This window comes from Sphingomonas sp. F9_3S_D5_B_2, from assembly GCF_054263715.1.
In genome coordinates this window covers 1-14,681 of record NZ_JBSZFB010000005.1, presented here as the reverse complement: position 1 = coordinate 14,681, position 14,681 = coordinate 1, and the positions used below count along the sequence as shown (strand labels likewise).

The window sequence follows — 14,681 nt, the reverse complement described above, 5'->3', positions numbered from 1 at the left end:
AAATGGCCACCGGTGCTCGTCGGAGTCGAATCCTCAGTCACCGAGCCAGCCTGGGTCGTGGCCGCAATCGTCGGACCGTCGTTGGTGCCGTGGATGGTCACGGTGACCGTCTGGTTCGCCATGCCGCCGTGACCGTCACTGACCTGGACCGTGTATGTCTGGGTCAGGGTGTCATTGGCGCCGAGATACTGGATCGCGGCGTTGTCCACGCTGAAGCTCCAGTCCACCTGGCCGGTGCCGTCGCCGGTCGTGTCATTGCTGACGTTGGCAGTGAGCGTGCCAAGATAGCCGTTGCTCGCCGGAGTAACGGTGACTGTGTGCGTGTCCGTCAGATCCACATCCGCGAACGCGAAATGGCCACCAGTGCTGGTCGGGGTTGAATCCTCCGTGACAAGGCCGGTCTGAGTCGAAGCAGCAATCGTCGGGCCATCGTTTGTGCCGGTGAGCGTCACGTACACCGTCGCCCAGCTCAGCGTCCCGTTGCCGAGCCGGATGGCGTAGGTGAAGTGATCCGTAAACGTCTGGCCAGCGCCAAGGAAATTGAATGCGGAAGCATCGTAGCCGACCTTGCCGTCGGACGTGATCCAGATCCTGGCCCCACCGAAGCTCTTGTCCGTCGAAGTCGACTCGGCTCGCGCCGTATCCTGGCTGAGCAGGTCGGAGCCAGGAAGCGTGCTACCGGTCGAATTCGTGCCATCGTCAACCGACCAGAGAGTCTTGGCGTTGCCGCCGAGATCGTTCGCCATGACGTCGAAGATGTAGATGACGTCTTCCGTTGCGAAGAACTTGTCATCAACCGCTTGCGGCGTGTTTGAGAACGACGTGGTGGTGCCACCACCCGTGTTGGTCGGCGTATTACCCATCTTGGAAGTCCCCCGGCACTCGCGATCCGCCCCCCGGCGAATCGTTAACCTGCGTTAACTGGACAATTAACCAAGAATTAGCAACAGCTTGGTTCCGCTGCCGTTCCAGATTGGGACGAAGCAGTTAATGGAAGCAGTCGTGCGCAGGAGTAGGCTGTTCACGCCATCGGAAGCGCTACGGAGTAGCGCCGCGGATCACCTGGAGAATGTTTGCCGCCGGCGACTTCAGCCGACGCGTTGGCGGTGCTGTCAGACTAACGCGCACTTTTCTCCGATTGGCGGACGAGTGTCTTTGATGAGCATGGTCAGCTGAACAGCGACTGCCACTCGGCAAGGGCTGCCGAGCGGCGTTGCTTGAAAGTGGTGCGGTCGACGAGGTGGCGTTCGGAGTTGAAGTGGTTGTGGACGTTGGCGTGGACGGATGCGAACTTCTGCAAACAGCTCATTCGCCTGAACCTCAGCATCGCGCGCTCTCGTCTTCGAAAGCTCAGGTGCGAGTTCTCGACGCGGTTGTTGGCCCAGCGTCCGACGTCCTGCTTCTCCAGGTTCCCGAGCTCGGTCATCGCTGCCTTGTAGGAGCGCAGCCCGTCAGTGGTGATGGCTTCAGGTGAGCCATGGCGCTTGGGGGCCTTCTTCATAAACCTGAGCGCTGCAGCCTTGTCGCGCGTCGTCGTAACGAAGCTCTCCAGGATCTCGCCTTCCTGGTCGACCGCACGCCAGAGGTAGCGCATCTCGCCGTTCACCTTCACGTACATCTCGTCTAGGTGCCATCGCCGCTGGCGAAAGCCACGCATGCGGCTCACCCGCTGCCGGCGAATGTCTCCTGCGAAAAGTGGTCCAAACCGGTTCCACCAATAACGGACTGTCTCATGGCTGATGTCGACGCCTCGCTCCGACAGCAGGTCTTCGACGTTCCTCAGGCTGAGCGGGTACTTCACGTACAGCAGCACCGCCAGGCGGATCACTTCAGGAGAGGTCTTGAAGTAGCGGAACGGACTAATCGGGACACGGGAGCGAGGCATGGCCCAGCCCCTACCCTCGCTCGATTACCTATCGGTGCATTTGCTCTGACAACGCCCTCAATAGTGTTGGCGTGGTCGCCACATCGGTTGCAGGCGCAGCGCGGTAGCAACCACCGCGCTGCGCCCTGAACAGACTATCGGCGGTAACCCGAGCGGCTGCCGATCCGGACATTCGAGACCTGCCCGCGATAGTCTACGGTGCACCGGAAAGTGAGGGTGCTGCCTGCATCGCTCCGGTTTTGATAGCCATACTGGTTGGCGTACCCCGCCGCGGCGCTCATGGTTCCGGAAACCCGCAGCCCGTTCGATCGACGCTGGACACCCGTAATGGAGGTCACCCGCATTCCGCCGGCAGGGTTGTATGCGTAGCCATTATGTTGCCCCTGACCGTAGCCGTGAGCTTGGCCATAGCCGTTGCCCGAATAACGGCCGCCATATTGTCCAGCCTGAGCCACGGCCGCAGAGGCGCACTGCGATACCGCGGTGCGGTCACTAACGCTGTAACGGTTGCCCAGCAGTTGATCGATGATCTGGCCGAGCGGGTTCTGCCCGTAGCCCTGTTGGCCATAGGCCTGGCTATAGCCCTGACCATATCCCTGCTGGCCGTAAGTCCCTTGACCGTAGGTCGGCTGGCCGTACGGGGAGGCCTGCTGCGGATATTGCTGCTGGTATTGCGGATACGCCTGGGCAGGGCCTCCAGTGTACTGGGCCGCGGCTGGAGCCGCAAACCCACCGATAGCTGCCGCTCCGGCCAGGAGCCTAGTGAAGGTTGTCATGACAAATTCCTAGATCTCACGCGGAGAATTCCGGTGAGTTCAGGACAAGAACGATCTCATCATCGTTGCGCTGCATGAACTGAAAACAACACCCAGGCGGGCTTGGCTGCTTGCAACCACGAGTACTTCGCAAGGGTATGCTCACATCGCAGACGCAGATCGATCTCGATGGTGCTTGCGTCACTTGATGGACCTCACAGCCCTGCCGGATCAGCCTGTGGCCTCCATAGAGGTGGGCCGCTTATGTCGGGGTGGGGTCTAAAGCAGACATTCTGGGGTTGCCCAAACCGCAGGATTTGGCCGTCTGCTGCGCTTCCGCTATCGGGCTTAGCGTCCAGAAATGCGGCGACGCGGAGCCAATCTGACCGGATTGGGACTTAGACTTGCTTAGCCGGCGGCCTTCGTGCGGTGCTCCTTCAGGAGGCGGTCGAGTTCTTCTATGCGGAGCCGCTCCGGTGTGCCCTTGGCCAAGCCTTTCAGGCGGCATTCGGCCCAGAGCCTTCTACGCTCGGTCTCCAGTGCTTTGAGGTATAGGTCAGCCACGCATCATCTCCTATTGCCGGCCTTTGGACGCACACGTCGGAGCACCACGTTAGCAGTGTTTACTGCATCCTCGTTGGTCAGCTTGCGCCACCTTGCAAGGCGAGCAGGTTCAAGGGTCCCCCGCGCAATAGCGGCACGGATGGCACAGTCAGGCTCGGCAGCATGAGTGCAGTTCGTGAAGCGGCACTCAAGCGTTGTAGCGACTATGTCGTCGAAAACCTCGGCAACACCCGTGGCTACCTCGGACATCTGAAGCTCGCGCATGCGCGGTGTGTCCACAAGCCAGCCGCCTCCCTCCAGACCTGAGCCGAGACGGTGCATTTGGCGGACGCTTGTGGTGTGAAGCCCTTTCCCGTCACTCTCGCGTACAGCCTGCGTCTCGATGGCATTCGAGCCCCTCAAGGTGTTGACGAGAGTGGACTTGCCGACACCCGATGATCCGACCAGCGCAACGGTTTCTCCGATGCCACAGTAGGCAGCCAGCCGAGCCACACTCTTGGGATTCCGCGCGTTAACCATTTCAACCTGCAGCCCTGCCTCGAGGGCGCGCGCTGCTTGGCGGAAAGGATCTGGGATAGGAGAAAGATCGGCCTTCGTGACCACTATGACAGGTCGCACGCCTACCTCGCGCGCGAGGACTAGATAGCGTTCAAGCCGCGCAACGTTGAAATCTTGGTTGCAGGATGTGACGATGAAGAGCGTGTCGACGTTTGCGGCGATAAGCTGAAGTCGACCATCGTCGCCAGGCGCTGACCGCTTGAACAGGCTTGTTCGATCGAGGATGCGCACGAGGTTCCGACTATGCCGATCCACCAGCAGCCAGTCGCCCACTGTAGGTCGGTCTTCGGGCCCGTTTGCCGCTGGCACGCCCGACGAGATTGAGTCCTCGAGTCCTTCGCCGGCGACAGTCACCATTCCGCGATGAACGGCCATGACCCGCATAGGCTGACACCTGCGGTTCTCCTCGGCGGATACTTGCGTGTTAAAAAACGGCTTCCAGCCGAACTGACGAAGATCGGTTCCGGGTGCTACCATGTTCCCTCAACAGGGGCTTTCGGAGAGACCGACATTGAGCGGCTACGGTAAGGGGCCGTACCAGAAACGAAAACCTGATCCACCTTCACCTAAGAATCGGTCGTGTCAGTCGCAGTCGCGGCCCCTTGCTCCGACACTTTCCTATCTGCCTTGGCTTGCGCCTTTCTAGCAGAAACAGCTGCCTTGCTTCTCTGGCGCTCCTGGCGCTCAAAGCCGTAATTCGTCCTGCGCGACATGCGGTTGCTCCTGCAAACGGGCGAGGTGAAGAACGCTGGGCCAACGCCTAAGGTGGCTGGGCTCCGACCTACACTGGTCCTAACGGCCGCTAGGCTCGTCGCCGCTTTGCGCAGCGGGCCAGCCGCTTCCAGCAGCACGGCTTCTTAGGTGCGACGCACCAAGCTTATCTGGTTTTCAGAAACGCTGTCGCACCAGCGAGCAGCATAACCAATAGGATCGCAGCTATAGCGAACCGGACAAAGCCGTTGGGCTTGGCTGCTTTGCGTAGGCGGCTGCTGCTTTCTTCGGCCTTGGTTGCGTCACTCTTGCCATTCTCTAGCTGTTCGAGCCAATTGTTCGCCCACTGAGCCCGTCGCTCGCTGTATTGGCTGCCGGCAAGTTTCTGCCGGACATCAGCTTCGCCGACACTCTCGCATGAAGCGATGAAGCGTTCCTCGTTAGTCAAAGCCATTTGCTCAAGATCCTAATGTACCGCTGGCGTCCTTGTGCAGGGCGGCTTCGAGGTGCTTTGGATCGATTTGCAAAGTCCGGGTCGTTCCCACACCGCGCACGACCAAGAGCGTCGAGATTCGACGATACACCGTTCTCTCAGCCAGGAGGATGGGTTCTTCGTCTACTTCAATCTCGTAAGTGCCCGCAGGCAACTCCCCGACGTTTTTGTTCAGGGTGAAAGGGGCTTGGAAAGTTACCTGGGATCTTGTCGTTCGCATAAGCTCAACAACCCTCCGGCAACGAAGCGTGGTCCTGAGCGATGCTCAGAGCGTGCTTGGATGGCATGCAGTGGAGGTTGGCGTCGATTGGGCCTCTGGCGCATCTCGATCCCGCGACGAGTTGCGCACCTGCGGACGGGGCGTGTTCCGGCGCACAAAGGCTTCAGCCTCGCGCATCGTCGCGAAAGCACGCTCGCTCTCGTCCCCATCATCGTGCGACAGAATGACCTTGTAGGCCGGGTGCACGGTCGCATCCCGTACGATGCGACCGAAGCGGGAACTCATGTGGCCTCCCTCCCAAGCTCCTGCGGTACGCTTTAAGGAGGCGTCTTCATTCACCACGCCGGAGCTGGTGAACTGATCAGAGTTGCTCGGGACGTCGCCAGGCATATTCATTCTCCGTTATGGCGGGAGCCGAAGCTCCCGCCTGCCCCCAACAGCTCAGGCAGTCTGCAGATTAAGCGCCCAAGGCTGGCTATCTACGCGATGGCCGACATCATAGGACAGCCGCTGACCCACGATGGGTTGGATCTTGCGGTCCCAAGCGATGGCGCTGGTCTCAAAACGCAGAGAGTTGCCCGCAACCTGAGGGTTGATCTCGCCCAGCCCAGTGGCGCTGTCAAACTTCTTGACGGTACCAGAATACTTCATGGCTAGCTCCTTCGAAGCAACAACCAGAATAGGCGGGCTGCTGGCTAGGAGGCGGCGAAGATGACGCAAGGTGCGCTTTGGCACCCAAGACCGTCGATCCGACTATTAGCATTTCTTGTCTACTATATGACGCAGGATGCTACAAGCTCACCGTAGGAGCAATTCCCTAGTTTCTTGCTTTTATTTTATTGCGACCGGATTGCCTCGTGCTTTTGACATATCTGTGCTAACCATACTCATCGCTGACTTCTTTCCGCAGGCCCTTGGCGACTGAGAGCTGATCAGGCTCCCGCTTGCCAGCAGGTGCAAATGTATGAGCGGAATGATTCAATCCCTTGCCATCCCGGTTACGGCTTCACGAAAGATTCCGGTGAAGCGGGATTCCTCTGAAGTTTGTCGGGAGCGGGCCTTGGCCGACCTGCTGAAGTCGGTCACGATGTTGACCGCGAACGAGCGGCTGGTCCTCGAGCGTAGCGCGGCCAGCTGGAGCGTGCGTGCCGACATGCTTGAACGTTTACAACATAGTGCGGCCCAGAGGCGCGTCACCGCTCTGCAGTCGGAGGCCGCCTCCTCTACCGTGGCTCAGTTTTGAACGCGCGCTGTCAGGCGGAGAAGGAACCGACCGATATGAGCGGACGTGACGAAGTCGAGCAATCGGAGTTGGACCGGTATGGAGTCGAACGCGTACCAGCGGACGTCTTCTTCTGGGGCGGCTATCGCTATTCCAGCGCACGTGACGCTGTAGCCGCTGCAAAGCGGGCCGCGAAGTCGTGAGCCGCGCAGTCTTGCTGGCGCTGACCGAAGCCGAAGTGCGGGAAAAGTGCCTGGAGGCCAGTGTCGGCGTCTCCGCAATCGAGCGCTTGCTCGATGGTGGCGTCCGCCTGGTATGCATGAGCGGCCAGGGCGCGGACCTTGTCCGCAGCAGGCTCAAGCCGCATTTAATTGAAGGCGAAGCTGTCCGGGAGAGACATCGCCCTAGGACACAGCTCCGGTGAGCGGCACGCTAATGTTTGCTCATGCCCTTCCGTCCGCAATTGGGTGGAAAGCTGACGTTAGCTGCTGCAACACACAGGCGAACCAATGGCAGACGGATAGCCTGATTTAGACGCTGTTTACGCTTGAGTTCGCGGGAACAGAGTCCCGCCTATTCGGGCGCAGCCTCGCTTTGGCACAAGTCAGTAGTGCGCCCAGAATCTCGCTAAGCGTTCGTTGCCCATGGTCGCGAATGTCTGCTTTGGTGGGAAGCGGACATTGGCAGATCAACGCTCGTCCTGCTTCTCCAACCATCGCCCGGCTAAGGTAGCCTCTTCACAGTGGCGGCCCCATCAGCCCTCCCTGCGCGTTCCTCTCATGAACTCCCGGCAATTCCGGTTGAGAGCCGAGGCGAAAACCCCATGAAAACCTTGTCCCTGTTCGCCGCGGCGACGGCGCTTGCCGGCCTGTCGGCTTCCACCTCCGCCCAGCCCATCGGCCAGAACATTGCCGCGCCCCCGCCGCGACACACGCCGCCTCCACCCTTCGTCGCGCCGGCGCCGATCCGCGAGATCGTCGATCGGCAGCTCGGCGCGCGCTACGCCGCCAGCGATCGCGAGGCCATCGCCCGCTGCGTCACGGCGGCGCTTGCGCAGGGTGCGATACTGTACGGCGTCAACGGCTATGCGGGGACTGAAGGCTATGCGGCGTATGTCGGCGCCTACCGGCCCGGCGCGGTGGGTGTGCCGGGCTTTCCCGGTGTCGCCGCCACCATGCGGGTCAGCGCGATCACCGACGTGCAGCGCCGCTCGGACGGGATGCGCGTTAAGGGGCTGATCGACAGCGGTATCGATTATCGCGGCGGCTACGGCGGCGAGGCGTACCAGGGCGCGGGGTCCGGCGGCGAGCCGTATGCCAAGCTCCATCCCAGCAACAATGACCTCGCGTTCCGCTGCAACCTGGACACCGCCGGCCTCGTCACCAGCATGCACGTCGAACGCCATACCACCACTTACCGGCGCTACTAATTGGGTGCGCCGCCGCGTCTTAAGATTGAAGCCCGCAATGGGTCGAAAGCAGACACTAGATCGCTAGTGGGAGGAATGGGTAGGAGGAGATCGAGGATGAGAATCATCAGCTCGTTATGACGGTGCCGTTCCTAGATGCCGTTGAGGTCCTGACGCGTCACCATCGCCGCCCACCTAAATAGCAGCGGTTCTGTGCCGTTCGTCAGGTCCGCTTGGCGAGCGGCCTTTTCTTGTTGGTGATAGCGCATTTTACAAACCCGCCGTCGGTTGGGCTCAGTAGCCAGGAGATCGCAACATCCTGGCGATGAGGTAAGCGAGTAAAGCCACGCGAACCGCTCCCTACGCCGCCATTATCCAGCGTCGGTCGCGAGCGCCTTCGATTGTCTGAACAACGCAGTAGAAAAACACTGGAAGCGCCCCCACCAATCCGAATACCGCAATATTTACTCCGGCTTCTCCGCCGGCTTATGCCTCACCAGCTTCTTCGTCCGCTCGTCAAAGCGCGCCCCGTCATCATCGCACTCTAGCACGCGAGCATGAGGCAGACGATGACGAAGACCGTTGGGAAGAGCGGCTTAGGAAGACCGCCAAGCAGCGCGTACTGCCGAAGGCAGACTAGTTTTTCACCTTGCGGGGCTGTGCTGGTGCCTCGCCATGTTGCGCTGTGGATGTGTCCACGTCGAGCACCTTGACGACCGCAAACTTGCCGCGAGCGGATTCGACCTCAACCCTTACCGCTGTGCCGCGCGGGACAAAGTAGAATCCGCCGTCCTTCAGAACGGCCATTCGTAAGAATGCATCGCCCTGACGATCATCCAGTTTGACGAAACCGAATTGCTTTTCGAGATTGAACCAGCTCACCCGGCCTGTCGTGATCATCCCCATTATCTAACTGGCTTGGGTGCCGTTTCCACCCCCTATTTGGGGTGTGCTTTCAAACCTACACAATCACGAAGCGTAAGCCTGATCGGAAGGAGCGCGGGCGCCGACACGATCTCCATCCGCCCGCCACCGGGTGGAAGCGGACGTTGAGGCTATGTCAGATATATTTGACATTCATTCTACTCTCCCACATCAGTGTCTAACATTTTTGACAAGGGGGCTGTGGATGTCGTATCGGGAAAAATCTGCTTGGGTGATGGGCGCGTTGATGCTCGCCGCGGGTCTCTACTACCTTCACTTGGCGCTTGCGGCCTCGACTGCAATTGGCTCCACAGCACCTCCACTCGCGATAGTCATCCCGTTCACCGTGCTTGTCGTGGTTGCCTCCGTCGCTGCGCAGGCAACCATGGCCATTCTTCGGCCCGGGGATGCCGCCGCTGCTGCGGACGAACGGGAGAGACCGCTGCTTGATCGAGCGGGCAACTGGTCCGGGTTCGTCCTGGGCGTTGGGGCCGTTACGTCGGCTCTCTTCTTTGCCTACCATCAGGATGGCCGATTGTTTTTTCACATGATCATGGGGAGCCTGATCATATCGCAGATCTCCGAGTATGGATTTCAGATCAGCCTTCTCCGCCGAAGCTCCTAACCGTGTCGAAAAGTCCTCCGATCACAAACCGCGTACGTGAGTTGCGCGAGAAACATGGCCAGATCAGCCAAGCCGCACTTGCCCAAGCGATCGGCGTCACCCGACAAACAGTGATCGCCATAGAACACGGTCGTTATTCTCCCAGCCTGGAGAGTGCTTTTCGGATCGCCCGGCTGTTCCGTGTCGGAATCGAAGATGTCTTCGGGTGGAAAGGGTGATCGGAGTAAACTGACATGTCTGCAATGGATCGTAAGCCGACGCTGGCCTGTTCGAATGTAACCGGTTACATTACCCCTTCAGCAGGAGGCTCACCTTGCTCGACGCTATGACTTCGGACGTGAGATTCGCGCCTCGGCATCGCGCTGACCGAACCATGATTGCTGTAGCCGCCGGAGCGGTTTGGCTGGCGATGGTCGTCGGGTTCGGCATTGACCTAGTCAATCGCGCTCGTACCGGCGCTCTCTCCTTTCCGTTGGTCGTCCATGCCCATGTGATTGCATATGTGGGTTGGCTCGTATTGCTCGTTGCTCAAATTTTACTGGTGAGAACGCAACGCGTAGCGCTGCACCGCAGGCTCGGCTGGGCGGTGTTGCTCCTGCTCCCCATGATGCTGGTCCTCGGCCCCGCTGCCGCACTAGTTCAGGCGAGCAACCCTTACATGCCGGACAAATGGATCGCTTGGCTGAGCGTCCAGTTCACGAATGTATTTGGGTCCGCCGTGCTCATCGGCGCAGGGTTCCTGACGCGCCGGGATGCGGCGGCTCACAAGCGGCTCATGCTGATGGGCACGATCGCACTAACAGAGCCGGGCTTCGGACGGATCTGGGAGGCGCCGCTTTCGGCACGCTGGGGTGATGGTGCCCTCCCCATGTATTTCTCGACATACGTTGGGACTGTGGTGCTGGTCACGGCGGTGGGACTCTACGACCTCGCGACCCGGCGCCGGCTCCACCCTGCTTACATCGCAGCAGCTTTGTGGATCTTGGCAAACGAGGTGCTTGCCACCTGGCTCTTCCACCAGCCGTTCTGGCTTGCGAGTATGAAGTCGCTCACCGGTCACAGCGTTTAGGTCCAGGTCAATCAGCCTCGCCGCGAGCTCGCTTCGAACACGTAGGGAGCTAAGGTGCTTGTGTCTGCTTTGGGTCGAAAGCTGCCAATAGCGGCCTAATGGAGAAAGGTCGGAGAGCTGAGGGTCTGCCAGCGTCAGCCTGCCCGCGAGCAGTCTCCGGATCACTTCAAGCGTCGTGCCACTGCGGAATCGGAGCCTCCACTCGGCAAACTAGTCCGGACGGTTCAAAGTCGAGTTCTGCCTTACCCCTCAGTTCGGCCGCCAGCGTGCGCTTTATTAGCTTGGTCCCGAACCCAGAACGTGGGGGCGGAGAAACGGTCGGCCCCCCTTCCTCGCGCCAGACGAAAGTCAGAGTGCGCTCGGTGACGGTCCACCGGACGGACACACGGCCGCAATCGTTTGACAGAGCCCCGTACTTGGAAGCGTTGGTTGCGAGCTCATGCGTAGCCAGCGCGAGCGCGACCGCAGTGGATGGTGGGAGCATGAGCGTAGGTCCCGCTGCTGAGCAACGTTCTGGAATGCAGAAGGGGGCAAGCGCTTCTGTCACCACCTCAGTCATCGAAGCGGATTCCCAACTCTTCCGAGTCAGAAGATTGTGAGCAGTTGCGAGCGCTTGCAATCGCCCTTCGAAGCTCGTCTTGGCAGAGTTACTTGTCGCGCCTGCGGCAAAGGTCTGATGAGCCAGGCTTTGTACGATTGCCAGCGTGTTCTTGACGCGGTGGTTGAGCTCTCCGACGAGCATTTGCTGCTGACGCTCAAAGCGCTTCCGCTCCGTTATGTCTCGGCCAACGACGTGAAGCCCGACGGCGTTGCCATCCTCGCCATACGTGAGGCCAGAGTTTATTTCCCAAAAGAGCCACTCGCCGGTCCTGCTGCGAACACGAACATCGTAGCGGGTGGTGCCACCTTCCTCGAGTTTACGGCCCAGCATCGCCGTGGTGCGGTCAAAGTCCTCCGGTGAGATAAACTCTGATATCGCGCGGCCGATTGCTTCGGACCGGGTCAAACCGACTGCCGTCGCGGCGGAAGGGTTACAGTCCGTGATGATCTGCCTCAAATCGGCAGTCAGGATGAGATCGCTCGTTTGCTCAAAGATGCGTCGGTAACGCTCTTCGCTGAGCTTCAACATTTGCTCGAACTGCAGGCGCTCGCTCAAATCGTAGAAGTAGCACACGACACCATATCGTCCGTTCGGCAACTCGATCCGCTCGATGCGCCAATCGTAAGCTTCGACGTTCTCGAGGTCGCCCCTCATCTCGACTGTCGCGGCCGAGGCATAAGGTTCGCCGGTGTCTAGCGTGTGCCGGAAACGCGTGATGGCCTCACTTGCGAATGGTTCGGCCCAGACGATGCGTAGCACCTCGGCGAAATCCCGACCGATCAGTGGATCAACGTCGGCGAATACCTTCTGCGAACCCTGGCTGGCTTCTGCGAGGCAGAAATCAGAATCAACCACGTAAATGCCAAAAGGATTGTTTTGGATGAGGCTGTAGAACGTATCGTGGTTGCGCCTGATTTGCTCCTCGGCAACTTTCTGATCGTGGATGTCTGTGCAAGTGCCGTACCACCGACTTATACGCCCATCAGCCTCGCGGACGCACTGCGCCCGCCCGATCACCCAGCGATACTCGCCGCTCCGGTGTCGGAGCCGGTATTCGATATGGTAGGGCTCGCCGGTCTTGAGACAGTGCTTCCACACCTGCCAGGCGCGCTCCTGGTCATCCGGGTGAAACATCCCGTTCCACGCCGCACCGTCGGTCGAGCCGGGGGGCACGCCCGTATATTCGTACCAGCGCTGATTATAGTAATCGTGAAATCCGTCTGCCCGCGTCGACCAGACCATCTGGTCGATAGAATTCGCGATAGCGTGAAACTTAGCCTCGGACTCAAGTACGCGAGCTTGGGCTCGAACGCGCTCCACGTGCGCCCACGAGCGATCGGTGACCTCTTGGATCACCGCCAGCTCATAATCGGACCAGTAATGTGGATCCTTGTCGTGGATAGCCATCAGCGCAGTAAGCCGCCCGCGCTTAACTAATGGCATGCAGATGGTCGCACCGATGCCAATGTCCTGAAAGGTCTTTGCCTCCGAAGGAGAAATCTCCTTCAGATTGTCATTGATGACCAGAGGTCGTCCCGCTCCGAGTTCCTGAACAGCCAGCTTTCCGAAGTCCCGCAGCCTGTAGTGCCCAACAATCGACGGAGAACCCGGCGCGTGCCAGTTGCCGCGAATAGTGAAACCGTCCTGGTCCTCATCCATGTCGGCATAGGCACAATTTGAGAGCTCGAGGTGTTCGGCCGTTAAGCGCGTTGTGATGGCCATGATTTCGTCGGCGTCTGTCGCCCGGGAGACCTCCTGCCCAAGCTGATCCAGAAACCGAAAGAGTCCTTCGCTCCGCGCTGTGCCGGCCGCGGCAACGCTTTCCAGTGACCCAGCTCGCCTAGGCGAGGTGCCATCAATACTCGCCTCATCCAAGATTTGGCCTCGGGGCTGAATGGAGTGCAAACGAGTAGCCTGGTCGCGCTATGTTTCATAGATTGCTGGGCCCCCATGGCTTCAGATGATTCAAGCTGCCGCTATGCCCAGCGCCCATCACGCTTGATTGACGCACGGGCTCCTCTGTCTCTTTTGAGTGCATCTAGTACCGCGTTTGGATCGGCAGGCGTCGAGTGTGCGTCGGCATGCTCATCGGCCCGGTCCGAAATATTTCGGAGCGTCTCGCCGGAGCTCCTCTAGGAGTCCAACTCTCTGCCCGGACTTCTCGGGAGCTGCAACATAAGGGTAACCCGCGATAGCTGCCATAAGGAGGGCGAGCCCTGGTGAGACGAGAGCGGACCTTCAATGGACGCCCATGGAACAACCGATTATGACTTCTTGAGAGGCAACCGCAGTGCTAGGTCCGTGGGGCGTTTTAGGAGAGCGGAACATGAAGAAGATTGTTCTAGCGGTCGCGTTGATCGCCTTCGGTTCAACCGCCGCGTTCGCGGCTGAGAAGTGCTGCTGCGACAAGATGAAGGCTGCGCATCACCACACGATGACGCACACCAAGTAAGGCACTGAAGCGGACCGAAGTTGCGGGGGAACCGGTGCGCCCGCGCGGCAGTCCTGTCGCTAACCTGAGCTAGTGTTCTGCTGCTTGACCTAGGACCTAGAGCCCCTCGGGGCTGGCGTTTACAATTTGGTTACAGTCAGTTAGTGGCCTGTTACCTTCTTGGGAGAGGGTGGGCAGCCCCTGTCAGGCTTCATTGCTTGGCAGGGGTTCTCTATGTCGGAGCATAGCGCGCGGGGTGGCCCAGAGAGACCACAGCCTAACGGCTGTATCGTTTCGCTGTGCTGTTATGGTAATTAGACCAACCGCACGGGAGCGGTGCGCATGGCTGACTACCGGATCTACTGTTTAGACGGTGCAGGCAAAATCTGCTTCGCGGAGCCGATTACAGCTGCCGATGATGCCGAGGCTATCGAAAAAGCACGCAACCTGAAGAACGGCGCTTTGAAATGCGAGGTATGGCAGGGAGCGCGCCTGGTCGCGACGCTCAATGCTCAGGACCTCTCCCCTGACCCTGCTTGATTGCTTCAGCCTCGATCACGGCGGCCTCTGCCTCCAGCTCCTCAGCGATTTCAATCAGACCTTTCCGGTCAATCTGATTGCGGGCGCCTTCAGCTAGTGCCCGGCACTCTTGAGCCCGCACGCGAAACCGATCGACATCTTGGGGCATCTACTTAAGACGAAGCTAGATCGGCAGCGTTCCTAATCTATGTAAATGTTTGTGGGCGTATCGAACGATGGCTCAATGTCGGCTCTACTGTTTCGACCGAGCAGGACGCATCTGTTCCACCGAAAAGTTTATGGCCACTTCAGACGACACCGCGCTCCACGCAGCCAAGTTACGTAACCGGCAAGGACTCAGATCAGGTTCGGGAGATGAAGCCAAACGCAATTCAATGCGAGATCTGGAGAGAGCGACGTTTGGTAACGTCGCTCCGTCGCTAGTGAGGACCAGGCCTAGCCTTCCGACTGATCCCGCCGCTCCTCCTTCTCGATGAGGCGGGCCTCCTGATCCAAATCTGCTGCGATCTCTTCTAACATTGCGGCGTCGCTTTCCGTGCGCGCGCTCTTTGCCAGTGCACGGCAGTCGATGGCCCGCTGGCGGAAGCGTTGTGCGTCGAAGGCCATGCGGACCGAGCCGTAGCGCCCCGCGGGCGTTTCATTCTCTAACTTGGACGTAGATTGATGGACTTAACA

The 14,681-nt window shown here is 59.6% G+C and carries 19 protein-coding genes; 7 read left to right on the top strand and 12 right to left on the bottom strand.

What is annotated here, in order from left to right:
• From ACUXST_RS12685 to ACUXST_RS12650, 8 genes are all read right to left on the bottom strand, one after another.
• Nucleotides 1-863 (bottom strand): VCBS domain-containing protein (locus ACUXST_RS12685; RefSeq protein WP_458390356.1); only part of this gene is annotated, 863 nt, incomplete at its 3' end.
• A gap of 305 nt (nucleotides 864-1,168) precedes the next feature.
• Complete coding sequence (locus tag ACUXST_RS12680) at nucleotides 1,169-1,885, bottom strand: IS6 family transposase (RefSeq protein WP_458390355.1); 717 nt, start codon at nucleotides 1,883-1,885, stop codon at nucleotides 1,169-1,171.
• A gap of 134 nt (nucleotides 1,886-2,019) precedes the next feature.
• Nucleotides 2,020-2,661, bottom strand: a complete 642-nt coding sequence (locus ACUXST_RS12675; RefSeq protein ID WP_458390354.1) for a hypothetical protein — start codon at nucleotides 2,659-2,661, stop codon at nucleotides 2,020-2,022.
• Between the two features lie 387 nt (nucleotides 2,662-3,048).
• Complete coding sequence (locus tag ACUXST_RS12670; protein ID WP_458390353.1) at nucleotides 3,049-3,204, bottom strand: hypothetical protein; 156 nt, start codon at nucleotides 3,202-3,204, stop codon at nucleotides 3,049-3,051.
• A gap of 3 nt (nucleotides 3,205-3,207) precedes the next feature.
• Nucleotides 3,208-4,035: a ribosome small subunit-dependent GTPase A gene (gene rsgA / locus ACUXST_RS12665; protein WP_458390352.1), complete on the bottom strand. Its 828-nt coding sequence runs from the start codon at nucleotides 4,033-4,035 to the stop codon at nucleotides 3,208-3,210.
• Nucleotides 4,036-4,639: 604 nt separating this feature from the next.
• Nucleotides 4,640-4,927: a hypothetical protein gene (locus ACUXST_RS12660; protein ID WP_458390351.1), complete on the bottom strand. Its 288-nt coding sequence runs from the start codon at nucleotides 4,925-4,927 to the stop codon at nucleotides 4,640-4,642.
• A gap of 304 nt (nucleotides 4,928-5,231) precedes the next feature.
• Entirely contained in the window at nucleotides 5,232-5,471 is a 240-nt protein-coding gene (locus tag ACUXST_RS12655; RefSeq protein WP_458390350.1) for a hypothetical protein, read from the bottom strand.
• A 156-nt stretch (nucleotides 5,472-5,627) separates the two neighbouring features.
• Complete coding sequence (locus ACUXST_RS12650) at nucleotides 5,628-5,837, bottom strand: hypothetical protein (protein WP_458390349.1); 210 nt, start codon at nucleotides 5,835-5,837, stop codon at nucleotides 5,628-5,630.
• 409 nt (nucleotides 5,838-6,246) lie between these two features.
• Between ACUXST_RS12650 and ACUXST_RS12645 the strand changes: the two genes are divergently transcribed.
• Nucleotides 6,247-6,429: a hypothetical protein gene (locus ACUXST_RS12645; RefSeq protein ID WP_458390348.1), complete on the top strand. Its 183-nt coding sequence runs from the start codon at nucleotides 6,247-6,249 to the stop codon at nucleotides 6,427-6,429.
• Between the two features lie 127 nt (nucleotides 6,430-6,556).
• On the opposite strand, the gene ACUXST_RS12640 is transcribed toward ACUXST_RS12645, so the two are convergent.
• Complete coding sequence (locus ACUXST_RS12640) at nucleotides 6,557-6,775, bottom strand: hypothetical protein (RefSeq protein ID WP_458390347.1); 219 nt, start codon at nucleotides 6,773-6,775, stop codon at nucleotides 6,557-6,559.
• 456 nt (nucleotides 6,776-7,231) lie between these two features.
• Between ACUXST_RS12640 and ACUXST_RS12635 the strand changes: the two genes are divergently transcribed.
• Complete coding sequence (locus tag ACUXST_RS12635) at nucleotides 7,232-7,837, top strand: hypothetical protein (RefSeq protein WP_458390346.1); 606 nt, start codon at nucleotides 7,232-7,234, stop codon at nucleotides 7,835-7,837.
• Between the two features lie 615 nt (nucleotides 7,838-8,452).
• Here ACUXST_RS12635 and ACUXST_RS12630 read toward each other — a convergent pair.
• Nucleotides 8,453-8,722, bottom strand: a complete 270-nt coding sequence (locus ACUXST_RS12630) for a cold shock domain-containing protein (RefSeq protein ID WP_458390345.1) — start codon at nucleotides 8,720-8,722, stop codon at nucleotides 8,453-8,455.
• Nucleotides 8,723-8,945: 223 nt separating this feature from the next.
• Here ACUXST_RS12630 and ACUXST_RS12625 point away from each other — a divergent pair, with 223 nt between their 5' ends.
• The 3 genes from ACUXST_RS12625 to ACUXST_RS12615 all read left to right on the top strand — a co-directional run bounded on the left by ACUXST_RS12625 (nucleotide 8,946) and on the right by ACUXST_RS12615 (nucleotide 10,434).
• On the top strand, nucleotides 8,946-9,365 hold the full coding sequence (locus ACUXST_RS12625) for a hypothetical protein (RefSeq protein ID WP_458390344.1): 420 nt from the start codon (nucleotides 8,946-8,948) through the stop codon (nucleotides 9,363-9,365).
• A 2-nt stretch (nucleotides 9,366-9,367) separates the two neighbouring features.
• On the top strand, nucleotides 9,368-9,583 hold the full coding sequence (locus ACUXST_RS12620) for a helix-turn-helix transcriptional regulator (protein ID WP_458390343.1): 216 nt from the start codon (nucleotides 9,368-9,370) through the stop codon (nucleotides 9,581-9,583).
• A 155-nt stretch (nucleotides 9,584-9,738) separates the two neighbouring features.
• Entirely contained in the window at nucleotides 9,739-10,434 is a 696-nt protein-coding gene (locus ACUXST_RS12615; protein ID WP_458390342.1) for a hypothetical protein, read from the top strand.
• 166 nt (nucleotides 10,435-10,600) lie between these two features.
• Here the strand turns inward: ACUXST_RS12615 and ACUXST_RS12610 are convergent, their stop codons facing one another.
• On the bottom strand, nucleotides 10,601-12,940 hold the full coding sequence (locus tag ACUXST_RS12610; protein WP_458390341.1) for a PAS domain S-box protein: 2,340 nt from the start codon (nucleotides 12,938-12,940) through the stop codon (nucleotides 10,601-10,603).
• Between the two features lie 421 nt (nucleotides 12,941-13,361).
• On the opposite strand from ACUXST_RS12610, the gene ACUXST_RS12605 reads away from it, so the two are divergent.
• Nucleotides 13,362-13,487: a hypothetical protein gene (locus ACUXST_RS12605; RefSeq protein WP_458390340.1), complete on the top strand. Its 126-nt coding sequence runs from the start codon at nucleotides 13,362-13,364 to the stop codon at nucleotides 13,485-13,487.
• A 321-nt stretch (nucleotides 13,488-13,808) separates the two neighbouring features.
• Nucleotides 13,809-14,006, top strand: a complete 198-nt coding sequence (locus ACUXST_RS12600; RefSeq protein ID WP_458390339.1) for a hypothetical protein — start codon at nucleotides 13,809-13,811, stop codon at nucleotides 14,004-14,006.
• 435 nt (nucleotides 14,007-14,441) lie between these two features.
• Here the strand turns inward: ACUXST_RS12600 and ACUXST_RS12595 are convergent, their stop codons facing one another.
• Complete coding sequence (locus ACUXST_RS12595; RefSeq protein ID WP_458390338.1) at nucleotides 14,442-14,612, bottom strand: hypothetical protein; 171 nt, start codon at nucleotides 14,610-14,612, stop codon at nucleotides 14,442-14,444.
• Between the last annotated feature and the right edge of the window lie 69 nt (nucleotides 14,613-14,681).

Coding starts and splice junctions, on each gene's coding strand:
- ACUXST_RS12660 (WP_458390351.1), bottom strand. CDS start 4,927: ATGGCTTTGACTAACGAGGAACGCTTCATCGCTTCATGCGAGAGTGTC.
- ACUXST_RS12650 (WP_458390349.1), bottom strand. CDS start 5,837: ATGAAGTATTCTGGTACCGTCAAGAAGTTTGACAGCGCCACTGGGCTG.
- ACUXST_RS12635 (WP_458390346.1), top strand. CDS start 7,232: ATGAAAACCTTGTCCCTGTTCGCCGCGGCGACGGCGCTTGCCGGCCTG.
- ACUXST_RS12625 (WP_458390344.1), top strand. CDS start 8,946: ATGTCGTATCGGGAAAAATCTGCTTGGGTGATGGGCGCGTTGATGCTC.
- ACUXST_RS12640 (WP_458390347.1), bottom strand. CDS start 6,775: ATGCGGCTTGAGCCTGCTGCGGACAAGGTCCGCGCCCTGGCCGCTCAT.
- ACUXST_RS12605 (WP_458390340.1), top strand. CDS start 13,362: ATGAAGAAGATTGTTCTAGCGGTCGCGTTGATCGCCTTCGGTTCAACC.
- ACUXST_RS12595 (WP_458390338.1), bottom strand. CDS start 14,612: ATGGCCTTCGACGCACAACGCTTCCGCCAGCGGGCCATCGACTGCCGT.
- ACUXST_RS12630 (WP_458390345.1), bottom strand. CDS start 8,722: ATGGGGATGATCACGACAGGCCGGGTGAGCTGGTTCAATCTCGAAAAG.
- ACUXST_RS12600 (WP_458390339.1), top strand. CDS start 13,809: ATGGCTGACTACCGGATCTACTGTTTAGACGGTGCAGGCAAAATCTGC.
- ACUXST_RS12675 (WP_458390354.1), bottom strand. CDS start 2,661: ATGACAACCTTCACTAGGCTCCTGGCCGGAGCGGCAGCTATCGGTGGG.
- ACUXST_RS12680 (WP_458390355.1), bottom strand. CDS start 1,885: ATGCCTCGCTCCCGTGTCCCGATTAGTCCGTTCCGCTACTTCAAGACC.
- ACUXST_RS12655 (WP_458390350.1), bottom strand. CDS start 5,471: ATGAGTTCCCGCTTCGGTCGCATCGTACGGGATGCGACCGTGCACCCG.
- ACUXST_RS12615 (WP_458390342.1), top strand. CDS start 9,739: ATGATTGCTGTAGCCGCCGGAGCGGTTTGGCTGGCGATGGTCGTCGGG.